20 protein-coding genes are annotated in these 20,124 nt (G+C 44.3%); 1 reads left to right on the top strand and 19 read right to left on the bottom strand.

Annotated elements, in window-relative coordinates:
- The first annotated feature begins 5 nt into the window (after window positions 1–5).
- On the top strand, window positions 6–1,292 hold the full coding sequence (gene hflX / locus QBE54_RS06795; RefSeq protein WP_369017448.1) for a GTPase HflX: 1,287 nt from the start codon (window positions 6–8) through the stop codon (window positions 1,290–1,292).
- A 105-nt stretch (window positions 1,293–1,397) separates the two neighbouring features.
- Here hflX and QBE54_RS06790 read toward each other — a convergent pair whose 3' ends face one another.
- From QBE54_RS06790 to rbfA, 19 genes are all read right to left on the bottom strand, one after another.
- Window positions 1,398–1,712 carry a DUF1844 domain-containing protein gene (locus QBE54_RS06790; RefSeq protein WP_369017447.1) on the bottom strand — a complete coding sequence of 105 codons (315 nt, stop codon included), beginning with the start codon at window positions 1,710–1,712 and terminating at the stop codon, window positions 1,398–1,400.
- Window positions 1,699–2,655: a tRNA (adenosine(37)-N6)-dimethylallyltransferase MiaA gene (gene miaA, locus QBE54_RS06785; protein WP_369017446.1), complete on the bottom strand. Its 957-nt coding sequence runs from the start codon at window positions 2,653–2,655 to the stop codon at window positions 1,699–1,701. Before miaA ends, QBE54_RS06790 begins: the two co-directional genes overlap by 14 nt.
- Window positions 2,627–3,919, bottom strand: coding sequence for a tRNA (N6-isopentenyl adenosine(37)-C2)-methylthiotransferase MiaB (miaB, locus tag QBE54_RS06780; protein WP_369017445.1), 1,293 nt, complete (start codon window positions 3,917–3,919; stop codon window positions 2,627–2,629). Before miaB ends, miaA begins: the two co-directional genes overlap by 29 nt.
- A 151-nt stretch (window positions 3,920–4,070) precedes the next feature.
- Complete coding sequence (locus tag QBE54_RS06775; protein WP_369017444.1) at window positions 4,071–4,337, bottom strand: stage V sporulation protein S; 267 nt, start codon at window positions 4,335–4,337, stop codon at window positions 4,071–4,073.
- Window positions 4,338–4,399: 62 nt separating this feature from the next.
- Complete coding sequence (locus QBE54_RS06770) at window positions 4,400–5,173, bottom strand: TIGR00282 family metallophosphoesterase (RefSeq protein ID WP_369017443.1); 774 nt, start codon at window positions 5,171–5,173, stop codon at window positions 4,400–4,402.
- A 12-nt stretch (window positions 5,174–5,185) separates the two neighbouring features.
- On the bottom strand, window positions 5,186–6,715 hold the full coding sequence (rny, locus tag QBE54_RS06765; protein ID WP_369017442.1) for a ribonuclease Y: 1,530 nt from the start codon (window positions 6,713–6,715) through the stop codon (window positions 5,186–5,188).
- 82 nt (window positions 6,716–6,797) lie between these two features.
- The gene (locus tag QBE54_RS06760; RefSeq protein WP_369017441.1) at window positions 6,798–7,265 is read right to left on the bottom strand and encodes a regulatory protein RecX; all 468 of its coding nucleotides are present in this window, start codon (window positions 7,263–7,265) and stop codon (window positions 6,798–6,800) included.
- On the bottom strand, window positions 7,243–8,301 hold the full coding sequence (gene recA / locus QBE54_RS06755) for a recombinase RecA (RefSeq protein WP_369017440.1): 1,059 nt from the start codon (window positions 8,299–8,301) through the stop codon (window positions 7,243–7,245). The genes QBE54_RS06760 and recA overlap by 23 nt, the downstream gene beginning before the upstream one ends.
- Before the next feature lie 7 nt (window positions 8,302–8,308).
- Window positions 8,309–8,878 (bottom strand): RNA 2',3'-cyclic phosphodiesterase, encoded by a 570-nt coding sequence (thpR, locus tag QBE54_RS06750; RefSeq protein ID WP_369017439.1) that lies wholly within the window; start codon window positions 8,876–8,878, stop codon window positions 8,309–8,311.
- Window positions 8,868–10,130, bottom strand: coding sequence for a competence/damage-inducible protein A (locus tag QBE54_RS06745; protein WP_369017438.1), 1,263 nt, complete (start codon window positions 10,128–10,130; stop codon window positions 8,868–8,870). The genes thpR and QBE54_RS06745 overlap by 11 nt, the downstream gene beginning before the upstream one ends.
- Window positions 10,127–11,470, bottom strand: coding sequence for a 30S ribosomal protein S12 methylthiotransferase RimO (rimO, locus tag QBE54_RS06740; protein ID WP_369017437.1), 1,344 nt, complete (start codon window positions 11,468–11,470; stop codon window positions 10,127–10,129). The genes QBE54_RS06745 and rimO overlap by 4 nt, the downstream gene beginning before the upstream one ends.
- Window positions 11,467–12,231 (bottom strand): helix-turn-helix domain-containing protein, encoded by a 765-nt coding sequence (locus QBE54_RS06735; RefSeq protein ID WP_369017436.1) that lies wholly within the window; start codon window positions 12,229–12,231, stop codon window positions 11,467–11,469. Before QBE54_RS06735 ends, rimO begins: the two co-directional genes overlap by 4 nt.
- Window positions 12,224–14,467: a DNA translocase FtsK 4TM domain-containing protein gene (locus tag QBE54_RS06730; RefSeq protein WP_369017435.1), complete on the bottom strand. Its 2,244-nt coding sequence runs from the start codon at window positions 14,465–14,467 to the stop codon at window positions 12,224–12,226. The genes QBE54_RS06735 and QBE54_RS06730 overlap by 8 nt, the downstream gene beginning before the upstream one ends.
- A gap of 15 nt (window positions 14,468–14,482) precedes the next feature.
- The gene (gene pnp, locus QBE54_RS06725) at window positions 14,483–16,612 is read right to left on the bottom strand and encodes a polyribonucleotide nucleotidyltransferase (RefSeq protein WP_369019407.1); all 2,130 of its coding nucleotides are present in this window, start codon (window positions 16,610–16,612) and stop codon (window positions 14,483–14,485) included.
- 14 nt (window positions 16,613–16,626) lie between these two features.
- The gene (gene rpsO / locus QBE54_RS06720; protein WP_369017434.1) at window positions 16,627–16,896 is read right to left on the bottom strand and encodes a 30S ribosomal protein S15; all 270 of its coding nucleotides are present in this window, start codon (window positions 16,894–16,896) and stop codon (window positions 16,627–16,629) included.
- A complete protein-coding gene (locus tag QBE54_RS06715) occupies window positions 16,887–17,882 on the bottom strand; it encodes a riboflavin kinase (RefSeq protein WP_369017433.1) in 996 nt (331 codons plus the stop codon). The genes rpsO and QBE54_RS06715 overlap by 10 nt, the downstream gene beginning before the upstream one ends.
- Entirely contained in the window at window positions 17,879–18,769 is an 891-nt protein-coding gene (gene truB, locus QBE54_RS06710; RefSeq protein ID WP_369017432.1) for a tRNA pseudouridine(55) synthase TruB, read from the bottom strand. The genes QBE54_RS06715 and truB overlap by 4 nt, the downstream gene beginning before the upstream one ends.
- Window positions 18,766–19,761, bottom strand: a complete 996-nt coding sequence (locus tag QBE54_RS06705; protein WP_369017431.1) for a bifunctional oligoribonuclease/PAP phosphatase NrnA — start codon at window positions 19,759–19,761, stop codon at window positions 18,766–18,768. The genes truB and QBE54_RS06705 overlap by 4 nt, the downstream gene beginning before the upstream one ends.
- Complete coding sequence (gene rbfA, locus QBE54_RS06700; RefSeq protein ID WP_369017430.1) at window positions 19,733–20,113, bottom strand: 30S ribosome-binding factor RbfA; 381 nt, start codon at window positions 20,111–20,113, stop codon at window positions 19,733–19,735. The genes QBE54_RS06705 and rbfA overlap by 29 nt, the downstream gene beginning before the upstream one ends.
- Window positions 20,114–20,124 lie beyond the last annotated feature (11 nt).

Raw genomic sequence — 20,124 nt, 5'->3', positions numbered from 1 at the left:
AAGCTATGAAGGATTATGAACACTTCAACTCACGCAAAAGCGCGATTGTGGTGGTTCGCGATGCTTCCTCTCGTGCTTTTTCTGAGGAAGTGCTGGTGGCAGAAATAAAGGAGATAGCCAAAAGCGCCGGTTTTTGGGTATCTGAGGTTTTTGAGTGTACGGTTAGAACTCCTTTTTATCGTTATTATCTAAGTCGGGGCAAGGTCGAAGAAATCAAGCGACGATTGGAAAGTTTGCCAGAAGTTGGATTTGTCATCCTCAGCACTGAAGTCACTCCTTCCCAGCAACGTAATCTCGAGAACGAATGGCAAAGGAGAGTTCTCACTAAGAGTGAGGTTATTCACGAAATATTTGCCGAGAGAGCTAAAACCCACGAAGGTAAGATACGTGTCGAATTAGCTCGCTTACGCTTTGAGCTCTCCAGGCTACCCGGCAAAGGTCATGTCCTTTCCCGAACCGGTGGAGGTATCGGCACCAGGGGACCGGGAGAGCAAAAAATAGAGGTTGAACGGAGAGCTATTAAGAGAAAAATCGCTTTTCTTGTCCAGCGTCTGGAACAACTTGAGAAACAGAGGAAAGTTCAGAAAAAATTGCGCAATGAAAACAAAGTACCAGTTGTTGCCATAGTTGGTTACACTAACGCAGGAAAATCAACGCTGCTTAACACCATCACCGATGCTGCAGTTGCCGTTAAAGACCAAATGTTTGTAACACTGGATACTGTTTCGCGGGAGAGTTTTTTGCCGGGTGTCGGTAAGGTAATTTTTAGTGATACAGTGGGTTTTATCAGGGAAATGCCTTCCACAATTCGAGATGCTTTCAAAAGCACGCTTTTGGAAATCAAGGAAGCAGACCTTATCCTTGAAGTTTTGGACATTACTGATCCTCAGTACCGGACGCATTTCCAGGTTATCAATCAAACGCTCAATGAAATCGGTGTTGGAAATCATCCCAAGATCCTGGTTCTTAACAAAGTGGATTTAATCTCTGGGCAAATACCTAACCTGGAACGAGATTTTTTGGAAACGACTTCTTCCTGCGTTTTTGTTTCTGCTAAGAAAAAAATCGGTATCGAAAATCTGCGTAGAGAAATTGCAGCTTTGCTCTCCAAAAAAATGGTAAAACTCATTCTTGAGATTTATCCTACCCAGGTACAGGAACTACAGCGTGAAATCTATCGCTTTGGCTACGTAGAATCGGTGGAAAGCGTGAAAAACGGGGAAAAGATAAGGATGCACTGTGTAGTACGCAGAGAGAGCAAGGATTATATTGAGAAAAAGGCAGCTGTTTGACCTTTCATCGTTAGTGAGCTCGGCATTTTAGTTCCCATAATATATATTATGTAAAATTTTTATTAAGGCATAGCACGCTGTTACGGTAAATACAGTACACTGTGGTCAGCTCTCGGCAATTTCTTTCATTTTCTCAATAAAGTTCAACTGCAAATTCGCAAGATGAGCTTCAAGTTCTCGATTTTCCTCGCGAGAAAGATCCTTCTTGATTTCTCCAAGAATAACCGAATAAAGGTCTATGGCTTTTCTCGCTTCTTCAAGGTCTACCAGGATTTGACCGGTTTCCGGATGTGCTATCAAACCCAAGTACTGCCAGGCCTTTGCTGAAAGAAGATTTAAGAAATAGTAAACGAGGTCTTTTATTTTTCCAGGTTCCTGAGGAACCTGTTTTTCCTGGTTGGTCCTATCATCGTGGTTCAAGGTTTTCCACCTCCTGTAAGATATTTTTGAGATATTCTACAAGGTAAGCAAACGCTTCGTCTTTTTCTAACCATAAAATGGGTTCTTTGCGAAACCAGGTTAGTTGTCTTTTTAAGAGCGACAGAGTGCCTCCTTCAATCTTTTGGAAAGCTTCTCTGGTGCTAATTTTACCCTGAAGAAGCGCAACAACAGGTCTGTAAGTGAAGTTGCTCAAGGCTGGTGCCTCCGGTGGGTAACCCATACTCAGCACCCGATGAGTTTCTTCTACCAAACCTTTTGAGAACATCTTTTCAATTCTCTCCCGAATCCTTTTTTTGACGATGTTCTTATCAAGTTTAATCCCAACCATCACCAATTGCTTCTCGTTGCCACTCTTTCTCCTTGTAAGCAATGAAGAAGGCGCCTTACCTGTAGTGATAAATATCTCCAGTGCTCGCATTAACCTCTTTTTATCGGTTTTTCCTATTTTCTGAGCGCGCTGCGGATCGACTTCTCGCAAAAGAGCAAAAAGCTGGGGTGCGCTCATTCGGTCCAGGATAATACGCATTCTCGAATCAGGAGCAACATAAGGTAGCGATGCCTCATTTTTAAGCGTACTGAGGTAAAAGGGAGTTCCTCCAACCACAACGGGGATTCTTCCCCGAGAAAGGATTTCTCTGTGCAAGGCGGAAGCGCTTTTTTGAAAGTCAAAAGCACTCCACTTTTTGTCTGGCTCCAGAAAGTCTATCAGATGGTGAGCAACTTTGGCTCTCTCTTCGGGCTCCGGCTTAGCAGTACCGACATCCAGGTATTTATATACTGCCATGGAGTCAGCATATATAAGTTCTATCTTTTCCAGCCTTTCAGCTATGCGAAGAGAAAGCTCCGTTTTGCCTGAAGCAGTGGGCCCTACAATGCAAATCCAGGGTATCTGTTCAGGCTTTTTCAGCAAAGATTTTGCCATCGCGTATGTCAGTAATTTTAACCAGCAACATATCTCCGGGTTTTAGGCTGTTTTTCACGCTACTTTCGATAAACACTCTAAGGTTGGAAGGTGTTCTACCGGAGAAAGTCTTTTCCTGCTTATCTATTAGTAAGGCAACCGTTTTGCCACGTAGCTTTTCCACTCTTTTCTGGTACACTCTGCGCACCAGTTGATTAAGTTCAAGAAGTCTCCTCTTTTTCTCCTGGGGTGGAACACTGTCAACCATTGACGAAGCTCGAGTTTTGGGTCTTGGCGAATATGCAAAGGTATACGCAATCTCAAACTGGACTTTTTCAACCACTTCCAGAGTTTGCTGAAAATCCGCCTCCGTTTCTTCCGGAAACCCAACGATGATGTCAGTACCAATGCTGGCATCAGGTATGGTATCTCTGATATAGGAAGCAATTTCCAAATATCGTTCCTTAGTATATCCCCTGTTCATTAGCTCCAGTATTTTATTCGATCCCGCTTGTATGGGAAGGTGAAAATAAGGACACAGTACTTTACTTTCTTTGACCAGGTCAACAATACTTTCCCGCATATCTTTGGGGTGAGAGGTGATAAAGCGAATCCAGACCCGGGAGGGCCTCTCCTCAACCAGCTTTTCTATATTCTCCAGGAGCTTTTCAAACCCCCACTTTAAACCCAGGTCTTCGCCATAACTGTTAACATTTTGACCCAGCAAGGTCACTTCCTTGAAGCCTTCTTCCAAGATTTTTTGGAGCTCTTCAAGAATGAGCTCCATTGGCTTACTTCGTTGAGGTCCAGTGGCATAAGGAACCACACAATAACTGCAAAAGTTGTTACATCCATAGGTAATGGGCAAAAAAGCTGATACTCCTGGCTTTCGAGAATATCCCGTTTCCAGAAATTGTCCTTCAGGCTTTGACCAGAAGGCAAGCTGCGGTTGAGTATCTTTTTGCTTCTCAAGTCTTTTCTGGATCAAGAGAGGAACTTCTTCCAGGTTGTGAGTGCCCAGAAGCACGTCAATATTGGGAACATGATGCAACAACTCTTTCTGGTAAATCTGGCTCATGCAACCACAGACCAAGATGATGGGAAATCCGTCTTTTCTTTTTTGGCTTGCAAATTGCCCTATAATGCTCACTGCCCGGTTTTTGGCATGCTCTCTAACCGCACAGGTGTTAAAGACAACAATATCCGGTTCCTCTCCCTCAAGGCAAGCTTTAAAACCTGCCTTTTTTAGGAGATACTCAATATGTTCTGACCTGCTTTGATTCATCTGACAACCAAAAGTAATGACCTTAAAGCACAAGCGAGGAGAACTCAAAAAACATCACCCAACGCTACAATAACTATCAATCTCGATTTTTATTCCTTATGAGCCTGTGCGTTCTGGCACAGGCTCATACTCTGGCTACCTAATTTTACATTCAACCGCTACGGGGTTTGACTATTAGCTTAATCGCTGTTCTTTCCTCTCCATCAATGGTAATATCAGTAAATGCTGGGATACACACCAAATCAATGCCACTTGGTGCCACATAGCCTCGCGCAATGGCAATCGCTTTAATTGCCTGATTTACTGCACCAGCACCGACGGCTTGGAGTTCAGCAATTCCCTTTTCGCGTATTGCTCCAGCCAGAGCGCCTGCTACTGCATTTGGGTTGGATTTGGAAGAGACTTTTAAGACATCCATGTTGTATTCCCCCCTGTGTTATAGTTTTTATTTTTCTAACCATTTGATCAAAAGCTGGTAGGTCATTTTACTGATACACGACTAATTTCCGTAGTTTTTCCGGTAGAATCATCTACTTCCACCACGATACCGTTTAACACTACATCATTCTTAGCAACTTTAAATTTGGTAGGTAAAGCAGTTAAGAACCTGCTTAATACCTGCTCTATCTCTATCCCAATAACCGACTCTCTGGAACCCGTCATACCAATATCAGTAATATACCCCGTTCCCTTGGGCAAAATGCGCTCATCAGCAGTAGCCACATGGGTGTGCGTACCAAACACGCAGGAAACCCAACCATCAAGGAACCAGCCCATAGCTATTTTCTCCGAAGAAGCCTCAGCATGAAAATCCACCAAAATGATATTTGTAATTTGACGCAGGGTCTCTACTTCGCGCTTTACAGTGCGAAAAGGACAATCCAAAGCCGGCATAAAGACCCTGCCACTCAAATTAACAACTGCCCATTTGATGCCCCGAGTTTCGAGAACAATTGAACCTCTTCCAGGAACTCCCGGGGGGTAGTTAAGCGGCCTGAGCAGCCTTTCCTGGTTGTCGATGTAAGCGCTAATTTCTTTTTTATCCCATATATGATTGCCAGAAGTAATGACCTCCACTCCGTAGCCAAGAATTTCCTCACAAATTTCAGGGGTTATCCCCATGCCCCCAGCAGCATTTTCCCCATTGACTATCACAGCGTCAATTGCCAGTGCTTCTCTCATTTCAGGAAGTTTTTTGTGTAGTATGTTCCTCCCGGGTTTGCCAATTATGTCACCAATTATTAAAAAACGCATAGATATCCCTCTTTATTTGGCATATTCTACAGCTCGAGTTTCTCTGATTACTGTAACCTTAATCTGTCCCGGGTATTCAAGTTCCTTCTCTATTCTCTTCACCACTTCATAAGCTAATTTGGCTGCCTGTGCATCGTTCAGCTTTTCTGGTTTCACAATAATGCGCACTTCTCTCCCTGCCTGTATGGCGTAAGATTTCTCAACTCCTTCAAACGAGCTGGCTATCTTCTCCAGTTGTTCCAATCTCTTTATATATACCTCGAGACTCTCACGTCTTGCACCAGGTCTGGATGCGGAAATGGCATCTGCGGCCTGCACCAACACTGCTTCAATGCTTCCAGGTTCTACTTCACCATGGTGAGACTCTATAGCATTAATGATCTCTTCTTTTTCTCCATAGCGTCGAGCCACGTCCGCGCCTATGAAAGCATGGGGACCTTCAACTTCGTGGTCCAGAGCCTTGCCGATATCGTGTAAAAGTCCTGCTCTTTTGGCAATATTAACCCTTACTCCCAGTTCAGCCGCCATCAAGGCAGCAAGATGGGCCACTTCCTTGGAGTGCTGCAGTACATTTTGTCCATAGCTGGTACGAAAATACAGCTTGCCAAGGAGTTTCACTATTTCTGGATGTACGTTCTTAATGCCCGTATCAAACAGTGCCTGTTCTCCTTCCTGAAGCATTTTTTCCTCAACCTGTATTCTTGCCTTCTCAACCAGCTCTTCAATCCGGGCTGGATGGATTCTGCCGTCCAGAATGAGTTTTTCTAACGCTATCCGGGCAATTTCCCTACGGATAGGGTCAAAACAGGAAATAATAACTGCTTCAGGCGTGTCATCAATGATCAAATCCACACCGGTTATCATCTCAAAAGTGCGGATGTTCCGTCCTTCTCTGCCGATAATCCTGCCTTTCATCTCATCACTGGGAAGAGTTACCACAGAAACAGTATTTTCAGCGGTAAAATCAGCTGCATAACGTTGAATGGCTTGAGTAACAATCTCTCGCGCAATTCTTTCTGATTCCTTTCTGGCCTGCTCTTCTGCTTCCTTTATTTTCAAGCCAACTTCATGTTCCAGAGTCTTTTCAACTCTGGTTAACACTTCCTGACGCGCTTCTTCCCAGGAAAGATTGGCAATGCGGTGTAATTCTTCCATTTCTTTTTCTCTGAGCTTTTCAGTCTCCTGCTTGATTTTTTCAGTTTCCATTAAAAGTTCATTTAACTGGTTTTCTTTCTTCTCCAGTTGCTCCATTTTGCGTTCCAGATTTTCTTCTCTCCGCAAGAGGCGACTCTCAAAGTTCTGGAGTTCCCGGCGCTTGCGTTGTATTTCTTCTTCCAGCAATTGTTTTTCTCTCAAAATTTCTTCTTTAGCAGCAAGTAAAGTCTCTTTTTTGATGTTTTCTGCTTCTTTGTGTGCTGCCTCAAGAATTTCCTGTGCGCATCTGGAAGCCTTCTGTTCAAGGATTTTGATGTGCAAGGTTTTAATATATATTCCCGCTATGGTTCCTACCGCAATTCCTAACAATATATATGCCAAAAACATGATTGTGTTCACCCCTTATTCACTTTTCAATGTACGCAGAAAGGTGTTGTGAAAATAATTCTAATGACCTGGCTAACTGAAGTCAAGGAAGTGGCAAATCTTCCTGATAGCGTCGCCAGGCTTCTTGAATGGCCTCATGACTAAATCCTTTAGCTGCCAGTTTCCTTAGTAGTCGGGCCTGGTCAGCTCCACGTGGAGTGGTCACCCAGTTTTCCAACAGACGTTTCGCATCCTGGATTTCGTCTTCCAGAGGGTAGAGCTCTCGCAATAGCTCAATGAGCTCCTCCGGTAATCCTTTTTCCTTTAATTTTTCCCTTATTTTCCAGTACCCCCAGGAAGTAGCACTTCTTTTGCTCCTCAGATACTCTTCCAGATATTTCCGGTCATCAAGATAGCCCCACACTTTTAACTTTTCAATCGCTTCTTCTACCTTCTGCCAGTCCAGATTTTCCTTTTGCAATTTATCTCGCAATTGTTTCTCGGTGAGCATCTTACGAGACAAAAGCATTAAACTTTTTTTGAGCGGATCAGGATTCTTTTTTGACTTCATCGGTTTCTTTGCTATCCTCGGTTTCATTCAGAGCGATACGAGGGTCAATTCCAAGCTCGTTCAAAGACTGATACAGGATTTTCTCAGCCACTTCCGGGTTTTCCTTCAAAAACTGGCGAGCATTCTCTCTACCCTGCCCCAAGCGGTAATCCTCAAAAGAATACCAGCTTCCTGATTTTTTGATGACCTTAGCTCGTTCCCCTAAGGCGAATATCTCTGATTCTCTGGATATGCCTTCTCCATAAAAGAGGTCTATTTCAGCCGATTTGAAAGGTGGAGCTAATTTGTTCTTAACAACTTTTACCACCGTTTGTGCACCAATGGTTTCATTGCCCTGATTAATGTAAGCTTTTCTACGAACATCTATCCTTATGCTGGCGTAAAATTTCAGGGCCCTGCCTCCAGGAGTGGTTTCGGTAGGCCCGTATCCAAAACCCATCCTTATTTTTTCACGCAACTGGTTAACAAAAACCACCACCGTTTTGGTCTTACTGATGTAGCCGGTTATAATTCGCAAAGCCTGGGACATCATGCGCGCTTGGAGCCCAATGCTTGCTTCATCAATGCCACCATCGAGTTCCGCCTTAGGCACCAGGGCGGCCACTGAGTCAAGAACAATGATGTCAATGCCTCCGCTTCGAGTAAGTGCATCGACGATATCAATGGCCTCTTCCGCAGTAGTGGGCTGGGCCAGAAGGAGCTTATCAGTCTGCACACCAATTTTCTGAGCATAAGTGGGATCCAGAGCATGTTCTGCATCCACAAAAACTGCAAGGCCTCCCTTTTTTTGCGCCTCAGCTATGGCATGCAGGGCAAGTGTTGTTTTTCCAGAAGCTTCGGGACCAAAGATTTCGATTATTCTGCCCCGAGGCAAGCCACCTACTCCAAGAGCTATGTTTAACAGAATGGAACCAGTTTTAATTACTTCTACATCGCTGATTGCCAAACCCTTGCCAAAAGGCATGACCACTCCTTTACCATATTTTCTCTCCAGATTGCTTATAGCCTGTTTAATCATTTCATCACGTTCGCTCAATTTCCTATCACCTCTTTAGCGGGTAGAAACTTAATTCACTATAAATAGGACCACGAGGGGTTAGGGTACTCTTGTATAGAGTTATTCGATAAAGGTTGGTGGCTATCTTCCCTGGTAAGCGAAAGTTTTCCAGGTCTACTCTTTTCGGCTTACGGAGTCGGGCTATGGTTAAATGGGGGACAAAGGCTTTTTCTTCTGCTTCAATTTTGAGTACTTCCCATAGTTGATGATTCAACTCCTCAGCCAGTTGCTTAATTCTGTCTTCTGCCAGGGCATCAAAACCCATCCAGATGACCCGTGCTCTTCTCGGCTCTGGGAAAACCCCGATTTTGCTGATAAACGCTGGTATTTTGGGGAAGGAAGCAGCTATCCGTTCAGTAATACTGGATATAAGGGGAAGCCAACTACTATTCATAGCTCCAAAGAAACGTAAAGTAAGGTGCACCTGCTGTGGGTTAACCCATTTTGCTTCTGGGAAGGAAGTCTTGGCATTCCCAATGAATCTTGCTATCGCTTCTTTCGCTTCCTCTTCAAGGTCCAGGGCAATAAAGCATCTCAGGTTTACCTCATTCTCCATTGTCTAAGCACCTCTTGGAAAGAAGGAGAAAAAGCTGGGAGAGCGCTTCCTGGGTGGTCCGGAATTTTATGGTTGTCCTCGCTCCGTGGAACTGATAGCGGTGAACTTCCAGATGTTTCCCCCAAGAAATTCCTATATATACCAAACCCACGGGTTTGAGTTCAGAACCCCCACCGGGTCCGGCAATACCGGTTATCCCCACGCCAATATCGCTTCCAGCTCTTTGAGCAACGTTTTGAGCAAGTAAAGAAGCCACTTCTTCACTCACCGCACCATGGCGGTGTATCACCGCAAGTGGAACATTCAGGTCGTCTGCTTTGGATTGATTGCTGTACACTACGTACCCCCGCTTAAAATAGGTGGAACTACCAGGCACGTTGGTTATGCGATTAGCCAGCAAGCCCCCGGTACAGGACTCTGCAGTGGCTATGGTGAGCCGGTGCTCACGCAAAAGCTGACCCACTGCTTCCTCCAGAGTATCCGCGTAAGTCGAAAAAAGCCGGTCTTTGAAACGCTGTTTTATGCTCTCCAGTATTTGTTGAACTTTCTGGTTTTCCTCTGGCAGAGGATTTCTGAAGGCATACAGATAGAACCAGATTTCTCCAGAACGGGGTATAAAAGCTGGACTAATCCCTGAAGGCAAGTCTACAAGAAAGTCCTGAAGCTGGCTGGCCAGCTCCGATTCTCCTATGGCGCAGAGCTTCAGGGTCTCAGTTTTAAAAAAGCTGGGTTGAGGATTGCTGATTTGCTCATCTATGTAGTGCCAGAAAAATTCTACTTCTTGAGGAACTCCTGGAATGACAAATATTTTTTTATCGCCTTCCTGGATTAAAAAACCTGGAGCAGTGCCAACTCTGTTTTGAAGCATTAACGCTCCTTGCGGTATCAAAGCCTGCTTTTTGTTGTTTTCTGGAGGCTCTTTTTTCCTAATGCTAAAATATATTTTTCTGATTTCTTCCCAGGCTTGAGGCAAAAAAACCAGTTCCCTCTTCAAGGTTTCAGCTACTGCTTCACGAGTAATGTCATCTTCGGTGGGACCCAGACCACCACTGACAACCACGAGTCGTAGCTCCTCTTTCTGGATCAGAAAGCGTAAGGCCTGAATAATAGCTTCTTTATCATCAGGCACAAACATAGTGTATTCAGTTAGAATTCCTTTGTCCAAAAGTTTGTTCCTCAAAAATTCTGCATTGCTGTCTTTAACCAGGTTGGTGCTCAATTCGGTTCCTATGCAAAGAATAGCCGCTCTCAAAGCACACCCTCCAAAAGATAAGTTTTGCCAGCAGTAACTTTCATGGTGCAAATAGTTCCCGGTTTAAGGTGTTTGTTTCTGGTTTGGATCTTTACCTCACAGTCCACATCAGGTGCATCTCCATAGCTTCTTCCCAGGTAGTAAAGCATCCTGGAAGAACCATTGTTCTCCCAAAGAGGGCCTTTTTCAACAATGACTTCGACAGTGCTTCCAACCAGAGCCCGGTGGCGTTTCCTCATAATTTCTTCCTGTTTTTTCCTGACGGCTTTCAACCTTTGAGTCTTCAAAGAGGCTGGTACCTTGGGAAACAATCTGGATGCAGGAGTTCCTTCCTGCTCAGAGTAAGCAAACACCCCTGCCCTTTCAAAGGAAAGCTCCTCCATGGCCAGGAGTATTTTCTGGAAAGATGACTCACTTTCACCTGGGAAACCAACCATAAAGGTGGTCCTTAAAAACAATTGAGGTATGCTCTTGCGCATGGTCCTCAGAAAATAAAAGGTCTTTTCAATATGTGCTGGACGATTCATTTTGACAAGGATATCCGGATCTACGTGTTGCAGAGGAATGTCCAGATATTTGACTACTCTCTTACTATTTGCAAATACCTCAAGAAACTCCTCGCTAAGACCCTGAGGGGAAAAATAAAGTACTCTTAACCAATGCTCTGAAGAAAGGAGCTGATCAAGAGTTTTTAAAAGATCTGGCAAAGCTCTTTTTCCGTAAAGGTCAACACCGTATGAAGCGGTATCCTGAGCAATCAGAATGATTTCCTTTACTCCCATTTCCAGAAAATTCTCAACTTCTCTAACAATGGAGTCAATGCTTCTACTACGCAGTGGTCCCCGGATGGCAGGAATCACGCAAAAACTACAGCGATTGTTACACCCTTCAGCTATTTTTAAAAAGCCCAGATAAGGAGGTCCGGAAATCACTCTCTCCGTAGTATGGTCATAGAGATAAAAAGGACTGTCGGCAACAACCTTTTTGGGAAGCACTCTGTCAAGCAGATACGGCAAATCTGGAAAGTCATTCACCCCTACCCAAAGATCTACTTCTGGGTAAAGAGAAACCACACTGTCCCGAAAACGCTGAACGTAGCAACCAGCAACAACGATTTTCTTAGCTCGATGTTTCTTCTTAAGCCCTACAATTTTCCTTATCCATGCTTCACTTTCTTGGCAGGCTTCCTCAATGAAAGCGCAGGTATTCAGGATAACAACTTCTGCCTCTTCAGGAGACACCAGAGCGCATGGCTCCCGAGTCAGAAGTTTGCCCAGGATTACTTCGGAATCCACCAGGTTTTTATCGCAACCCAGAGAAACAAGGGCCACTTTCTTCATGGAGTAAAACTCCGTGCAAACTCTCCCGAGTTTTCAGCGAGATATCCTTCGTTGCCAGACTGGTCCACAAATTTTACCCGATTGCCTTCTCGGCCGGCAATTGTTATGGGAGTAACGCTACGCAAAAGGTATCTTTTACCAGGAATGAGTATTCCCTGAAAAATCGTTTTCCCCTCAGATTCCACCTCTACCCAGGCCAGGTCTTCAGGTAAAAGAGTGATGGAAAGCACCGGAGGTTCCGGCGGAGAAGAGCTTTCTTCTATGGTGGTTTCTGCTTCCGTCTCAAAGTTTTGATTATCTGCTGTGTTGTTTCCAACGTTCTGAAGTGCTACGGTAGTAGATTGTTCAGGCAGCATTGTGGAGTTGTAATGGTAAAATACAAGTATGACCCCCAGTGCTAAAGCTGCCGCAACACAGACAAACAGAAAGGTGCGCACCATTTGCATTTTTTTCGAGCTTGCAACGCCTGATCTGGGTTTCTTCTGAAAATCCTGGTGAGTTTTCCTTTCGCTTTTTTCTCTCTCTTTAAAAGAAGCAATAATAGGTTCTGGGTTAAGACCCAGAAAGCGACAATAGGTTTTGAGGTAGCCAATGGTGTAAGCTTTTCCAGGTAATTCGTCCCATTTCTCTTCTTCTATGGCTTCCAGGTATCTTTTAAGAATGAAAGTGCTTTCCTGTGCTTCTTCAAGGGTGATGCCCTTTTCTTCCCTTTTGCTCCGCAGGGTTGCTCCAATACCCAGATTGTTTTCTCGGTCAGGCATTATAGCCACCCTTTTTCCCAATTATTACCTTTCTGGATTTGCTCCCTTCATAAGGACCTACTATACCTTCTCTTTCCATTCTTTCTATCATTCTGGCTGCCCTGTTGAATCCAATTCTCAGTCTTCTCTGCAAAAGAGACGTTGAGGCTCTTCCTGCCTCAACAACTACTTTCACCGCTTCTTGATACAGTTCGTCTTCTTCTGAACCTTCCTCCACTATTTCTTCTCGAGGGTTAAAGTTAAAAGAGTAAAAAATTTTGCCTTGCTCTTTCTGGACAAGCCAGTGTTCGATAACTCTTTTAGCTTCACGAGTGGAAACAAAGCTTCCCTGTCCCCGGATGGGCTTGTTGGCCCCCACTGGTGAAAACAGGAAGTCACCGTTTCCCAGCAGTTTCTCCGCTCCTGACCCATCAAGTATGGTTTTAGAATCTGCCTGAGAGGACACTGCAAAAGCCAGTCTCGAGGGAAAATTTGCTTTTATGAGACCTGTTATCACGTCTACAGATGGCCTCTGAGTCGCTACTACCAGGTGCATACCTACAGCTCTCGCCATCTGGGCCAATCTGCATATCGAGGTTTCCACTTCAGATGAAGCGGTCATCATTAAATCAGCCAGTTCATCAATTACGATTACCACGTAGGGTAGCTTTTCCTCTTCACTAACAAGATAATTGTATTCTTCAATGTTGCGTACTGAAAGATCGGAAAGCATATCATAGCGTTGTTCCATTTCCCGACACAGCCACTTTAAGAACTTAACCGTTTTCCGTACTTCAGAAATCACTGGAGCACAAAGATGGGGTAAGCCCTGGTATATGGACAGCTCTACTCGTTTAGGATCTACAAGGGCTATGCGCAACTGGTTGGGATCAGCCCTGAAAAGCAAACTCATCAAGATGGCATTAATACATACGCTTTTACCGGAACCTGTCGCTCCAGCGATAAGCAGGTGGGGAGCTTCCCGTAGGTCCCAAATTAAAGGCTCTCCAGTAACGCTCTTACCAAGTGCGATTTGCAGGGGAGACTTGCTGTCCTGAAATTGGCTACTTTCTACCAGCTCTCGAAGAGAAACAATTTCCTTGTAGCTGTTCGGTATTTCTATTCCCACTGCTGCCTTGCCGGGTATAGGTGCCTCAATCCTCACTGCTGCAGCAGCAAAGGCAAGTGCTATGTCGTTAGAAAGATTGACGATTTTATTGACTTTGATTCCCGGAGCAGGTTGAAATTCATACCTGGTTATGGTGGGACCCACCTGAACACTTATCACTTTTCCAGGTACACTAAACTCAGACAGGGTTTGTTCCAGTTTAAGAATATTTTTGGTAATATCCGTTTTGAGGTTCTTCTCTTTCGCTCTGCCTTTGCGGTGGTAATCAAGAAGGTGGGTAGGGGGAAGAGTCCACCCTGTTTTCTGGCTGTTCTCAGTTGTTTTCTTGGGTTTTGCACCAGCCCGGAGAAGAAAACGCTTCTCTCCTTTTCCAATCTCCTGGTCCGAAAGCTCAGGAACTGGCTTTTCTTCAGGAGTTCCAGCAACTCTGGATTCAAAATCACTGGTGCTTTTTGGGCTCTCCTCGGTAAAGGTAAACACTTCTTCTGTAAAGATTGAGCCGGGCAGGGAGGTTTCCTGCAGGGTCGGGCTATCCGAAATTGCATTCTCCGGTGTATCTTTTTCTCGACCCTGAAAAACGAACTCTTTTGTAGGGTGCCTTCTGTGAATATCTGCAACCTGCCTGCTCTTTCTGAATAAACGGTGATGCAGGTTGCGCAGGCCAGCATATGCCTTTCGAAATACCCTGCCCTCTCCCACCAGATAGGTGGCCAAGATGGCTACAGAGATGAGCAAAAGCCAGGCTCCTGCTTTCCCAAGGTAATAGACCATTTGGTCATAAATCAACTGCCCCAGCTTGCCGCCCATGGAGCCCGAGGGAAGAAAAAACGAAGTTTCTTCACTTTTCTGATGACAAAGGGTCACAAACACCACAAGCCAGAGCGCCAAAGCAGTTAACCTGCTGTAGACTTTAAAACGTCGGGGTCGGGAAAAGGTAAGCACCTCAACCACCAGGTAGCCAAGGTAAAAGGGGACAATATAGCTACCCAGCCCCAGTGCTTTCAGCAGATTATCCTTCATAAAAGTGCCCATTATTCCAACATCTAAAGAAAGGAGGGCCAGAAAAAGATATATTGAAAACAGGCTTAAAAAAGAAGTTACCAAAAGTTTTACTTTGAGATTAATCATAAAAGTAAAAGGAAATTATTTTTTTCTGAAACTTCTGCTGCGTTCTTTTTCCTGGCGTGGAGCATTACTGGCCAGTGCTTCTTTGTGGCTGAGAGTTATTCTCCCCAGAGAATCTATACCTATGACTTTGACCAGGAGATCATCACCCACTTTCACAAAATCCTCAACTTTGCGTATTCGTTCCTGGGAAAGTTGTGAAATATGGCAAAGGCCTTCTCTGCCTGGGAAAAGCTCTACAAAAGCACCAAAATCTGTGGTTTTGGTCACTTTGCCCAGGTATATTTTGCCAACTTCGACGTCCTGTGTAACCGCTTTTATCATCTCAATAGCTCTTTCTTTGCCTTCCTCCGTCTTGGAAAAGACGATTACTCTCCCGTCTTCTTTAATGTCAATAGTAGTACCTGTTTCCTCAATTATTTTTTTAATCACTTTGCCACCAGGACCAATCAACGCACCGATTTTATCGGTGCTAATGGTTATAGTAGCAATTCTGGGAGCATATTTGGAAACTGAACTGCGAGGTTTCGACAAAACCGAATCCATGATATCCAGTATATGGAAGCGACTTTCCCGAGCTTCCTGAATTGCTTCGGCAAGGATTTCCACAGGCAAACCATGATTTTTTACATCCAGTTGAATGGCAGTTATGCCTTGCCTGCTTCCAGCTACCTTAAAATCCATTTCTCCATAATGGTCTTCAGAACCCAAAATATCACGCAAAAGCACATAGTCGTTGTTTTCCCCAAACATAAGCCCAATAGATATCCCCGCACAGGAAGTACGTATAGGTACTCCAGCATCCATTAGAGAGAGACTACCACCACATACCGTTGCCATTGAAGAAGAACCATTAGATTCCAGTACTTCGGAAACCACTCTGATGGTATAGGGAAATTCTTCCTCGGGGGGGATGAAACATTCCAATGCCCGCTCTGCAAGAGCACCATGGCCAATCTCGCGACGTCCCGGACCCCTCAAAGGACGTACCTCTCCGGTGCTGTAGGGTGGGAAGTTGTAGTGGAGCATAAATCTCTTTGCTTCTTCTTCCTGTAAGCCGTCTACTTTTTGTTCTTCGCTGGTAGCTCCTAAGGTGGTTATAGCCAGAACCTGGGTTTGTCCCCTCGTAAACAAAGCGGAGCCGTGCGTCCGTGGTAAAACACCGACTTCACAGCTAATGGGACGAATCTCTTTAGGGGTTCGACCATCCTGGCGTTTTCCAGTTTTCAGAACCAACTGATTAATTTCTTCCTTGACAACTTTCTCCCAGGCGTAAGTGAACCCCTCCAGAGTAGCAAATTCAGCTTCGCATTCTTGAAGAGCCTTTTGAAGCAACTCTTTCATTTCTTTTTCTCGTGCACTCTTTTCGGGTATGCTTATCGTGGTTTGAATCTGAGACAAGAATTTTTCTCTCAACCAGCTTTCCAGGCTTTCAAGGTGCATGGGTTTTTGAACTTCCTGTTTGGGTTTACCAATTCGCTCGATTATTTCTTGCTGTTCCTTGATAATTTGCTGAATCAACTGGTAGCCCTTGTACAGGGATTTCACCACTTCCTCTTCCGATACTTCCTTACCACCGGCCTCGATCATGGTGATTCCCTTATCCGAAGCTGCTAACACCAGATCCAGACGACTCTCATTGAGTTCTTCCAAAGTGGGGTTTAAAATGATCTCGTCTCCAATGATACCCAAGCGGCAAGCCCCAAGAGGTCCTGCAAAGGGTATACCGGATATTCCCAACGCCACAGAAGCACCTATAATGGAAATCACTTCAGGCGGATGAAGCTCATCTACCGACAGAACGGTGGTAACCACCTGAATATCATTATAAAAAAGCGGCGGAAAAAGAGGCCTGATTGACCTATCTATGAGCCGGGCACTCAGGATGGCCGTATTACGGGGTTTGCCCTCCCGCTTAATAAAACCACCAGGTATCTTACCAGCAGCATAAAATCGCTCTTCAAAATCAACCACCAGAGGTGTAAAATCAACCGCCTCACGTGGCTGATCAGAAGCAGTAGCGGTAACCAAAATTACAGTATCACCATATCTTACAGTTACCGCACCACCTGCTTGCTTTGCTAATTTCCCACTTTCTATAACTATAACTTGATCTCTACCAAATGGAATTTCAAAAGTGTGTATAATGATTGCAACCTCCTTTACTTTCTCAAACCAAGTTTCTGAAGTATGGCGTAGTAGCGGTCCACATGATATTTTTTAAGGTAATTGAGCAACCTTCTTCGCTGCCCAACCATCATAAAGAGACCTCTTCGAGAATGAAAGTCCTTAGGATGTTTTTTCAAATGTTCAGTAAGTTCCTTTATTCTGGTAGTAAGAATTGCTATTTGAACTTCTGGAGAACCAGTGTCTTGTTCGTGAATCTTAAACTGTTCTATTATCTCTTGCTTTTTTTCTTTAGCTAATACCAACTTGAATTGCACCTCCAATTCGTAACGTTCAAATGGTAGTTTACCACAGCAGGATACTGATGTAAATATTGTTTAAGGTGCTCTGTGTCTCTCAAAATCTGTTGCTTGAGTTCGGAGAGACTGGGGAAGGTAATTTCTGGACGCAAGAATCGCCAGAGATACACCAAAAAGCGCTGATTATACAGTTCCCGATACGCCAAGTCGGGCATGAAAAACTCGATAACCCGGCGTTTCCCTTTGTTCAACACCGAGGGTTTGGTACCACAGTAAACCAGAGCTGGTTGTCTGATCTCCTGGTCCCAACTTTCCACAACACCTGCATAAACTCCAGCTCGGGGCAATTTTTTCTGAGAAGGTGGGTAAATATTCCCGGTGGGAAACCCCAGCTTCTGCCCTATTCTTGCTCCAGGACGGGTCTTGCCGATAATGAAAAATGGGTAACCGAGCGCTGAATTCGCTTTTTCCACTAATCCCTGCTCGAGAAAGAACCTTATAAGTGAACTCGAGATAACGGTATCACCAAATTTGACTGGAGGCACAATTTCTACCTCAATACCTCTTTTGTTCAACTCTTCCTTGAGAAAAAAGGTGTTTCCTGAAGCCTGAAAACCAAAACGATAATTTGCACCCACAAATACCACAGAGGGACGATAAATCCGGTCCAAAATGTCAATGAATTCTCCAGGAGAGAGGAGTCGCAAGCGATTGTCAAACCTCCAGAAACGGAGAGTGCTTTCAGGGAAAAAAGACTTAAAGAGAAGAAATTTTTGCGAGTAAGGAGTTAAATACTTTACCACCCTGCTTCGAGTAATAAAATTACGAGGGTGAGGATAAAAAGTGATTACTTCCAGTAACTTGTTTCTCTTTTTTGCTTCCTGACTTGCAGCACGCAAAACTGCACGGTGTCCGGAGTGGACACCGTCAAAAAAGCCCAGTGCAATTATTTTACCCTTGACGGGCAAAAGATGGTTTTTGAGGAGTTTCATAATAGTTTATCTTTCAGCACGATTTCAGGCCTTAACGTACCTTCGAATACTTCTCCCAGACCCAAAAAGCGCTCGTCATGATATATTTTGTACATTCCTGGGGACGAAAACACTGGTGCCACCGGATTACCATTGATGAATCTCAGCGCTTCTTTTTCACCCAGATGTAGGTCAGAAATCCAGTAAAGAGCTTTATCCGGGGAAAGGCTGTGTGCCATAAGATAATCTGCAGTTAGCGTTTGCGAAGAGACGTCTATACTGTCTTTTACAGAAAAGTTACCCACTCGTTCCCTGAGCAATGAGGCAAGATATGCTCCTCTTCCAGTTACCCGACCAAGATCGTTGGCCAGCGCTCTTATATAAGTTCCACTTGAGCACTCCACCAAAATTTCTGCTTCCGCAAAAACACCTTCTTTAAAATCGATGAGCTCTAACTGATATATCGACACTTCTTTGGTTAGCTCAGGAATGCGTTCCCCTCGCCGCGCTTTTTTATAAAGGGGCTCACCTTGCAGCTTTCTTGCTGAAAAAGGAGGTATTTGCTGAATGATTTTCCCTTTAAAACGGGATAGAGCTGTTTCAAGTTCCCGCAAACTCAGGGGTCGGAAATCAAAACTTTCGATTTGCCCCGTCACATCATACGTATCAGTAGCAATACCGAAACGCAATCTGGCAAGGTAAGTCTTGGGCAAGGCCTGAAACAAAGAAGTTAACCTTGTAGCCTTACCCCAACATAAAAGCATTACTCCTCTTGCAAAGGGATCCAGAGTGCCTGTGTGCCCCACCTTTTGTCCCAGGATTTTCCTGGTCTTTTTCACAACCGACATGGAGGTAAGCCCAACCGGTTTGTAGAGGTTCAATAGGCCACCGTTTTCCAGCTGTCTCATAAGACGCTCTTTTTGGTTAATAGCTCCTGGTCAATGTAATTTCGAATAAATTGCAAAACCTGAATTTTAACTGTTTCGAAATTACCCGTTATCTTAAATCCAGCCGCTTTTTCGTGACCTCCCCCTCCAAAATGATGAACAATTGGTAAAAGGTTTAAGTCGTCTTGAGAGCGAAGACTGACTTTAAAGGAAGAAGGCTGAGTTTCCTTGAAAAGAACCGATAATCGGGAACCAGGTATAAAAAGACCATAGTCAACGATTCCCTCTGTGTCATCTTCATGGGCACTGGTAGTCTTAAAATCTTCTTGAGTAACATAAATAGAAGCTATTCCGCGTTCCGCATCGTATTCCATCTTGCTCAGGGCCCTACCCAAAAGTCTTAAGGCTTCCAATTTACGATATCGAAAAGCGTGCTTGATTATCTGCGACAAAGACGCTCCTTGTTGAGTCAACTCGCTTAATACCTCAAGCAAATAGGTGTTCATCTCCACAAACTGAAAGTTGCCTGTATCAGTGATGATCCCGGTCAAGATGCTGGTTGCTATTTCTCTGGTGAGCACAAAGTTATTTTCTTTAATCAATTTGTACAGAAGTAGACTGCACGAAGGAGCTTCAGGGTCCACCAGGTTTACATTGCCGAAATACTGATTGTCCGGGTGGTGATCAACGTTAACAATAATTTGGTAATCGCCGGCTGTTTCGGCTATTCGGCCAGTTCTTTTTAAATTGGAACAATCAACGACTACCAGGACTTCTTTCTTAAAATCAGAACTCGCGAATTTCTCTATGACATTTACGCCTGGTAGAAACTCGTAGAAATAAGGAACAGGAGCGTCATAAACAACTCTGGCTTTTTTATTAAGACCCTTCAAGAGGAAATAAACAGCCAGTGCTGACCCAATACCGTCACCATCTATGTTCTGATGAGAAGTGATCGTAAAATAATCTTTTTTCTTAAAAACATCAGCTACCTTCCGAAACGTTTCCTGCATCTTTATGCTCTTCCTTTTCAATACGTTTTATAAGTTCTACAACCTGAAAGGCTTTCTCCAGAGTGGAGTCTGGTACAAACTGTATCTCGGGCAAAGATTTTATCACCAATCTCTTAGAAAGCTCTCTTTTTATGAAACCCAGTGCTTTCTGCAAAGCTTTGAACTGCTCCTCGGAATTTGTTTCTGCAAATGAGGAGCTGATGAATATCTTGGCAAGCTTCAAATCCGGGCTTACTTCAACCCTTACAATGGTAAAGCGCTTGAGGCGAGGATCACTGGTTTGGGAGAGCAATATTTTGGATACTTCTCGCTTTATTAGCTCAGCCACTCGTTTAGGTCTCTGTTCTTTCATCAAATTCACCA

It is taken from the genome of Thermatribacter velox, from assembly GCF_038396615.1.
Taxonomy (GTDB): Bacteria; Atribacterota; Atribacteria; order Atribacterales; family Thermatribacteraceae; genus Thermatribacter; species Thermatribacter velox.
This window is presented reverse-complemented; position numbering and strand designations above follow the sequence as displayed.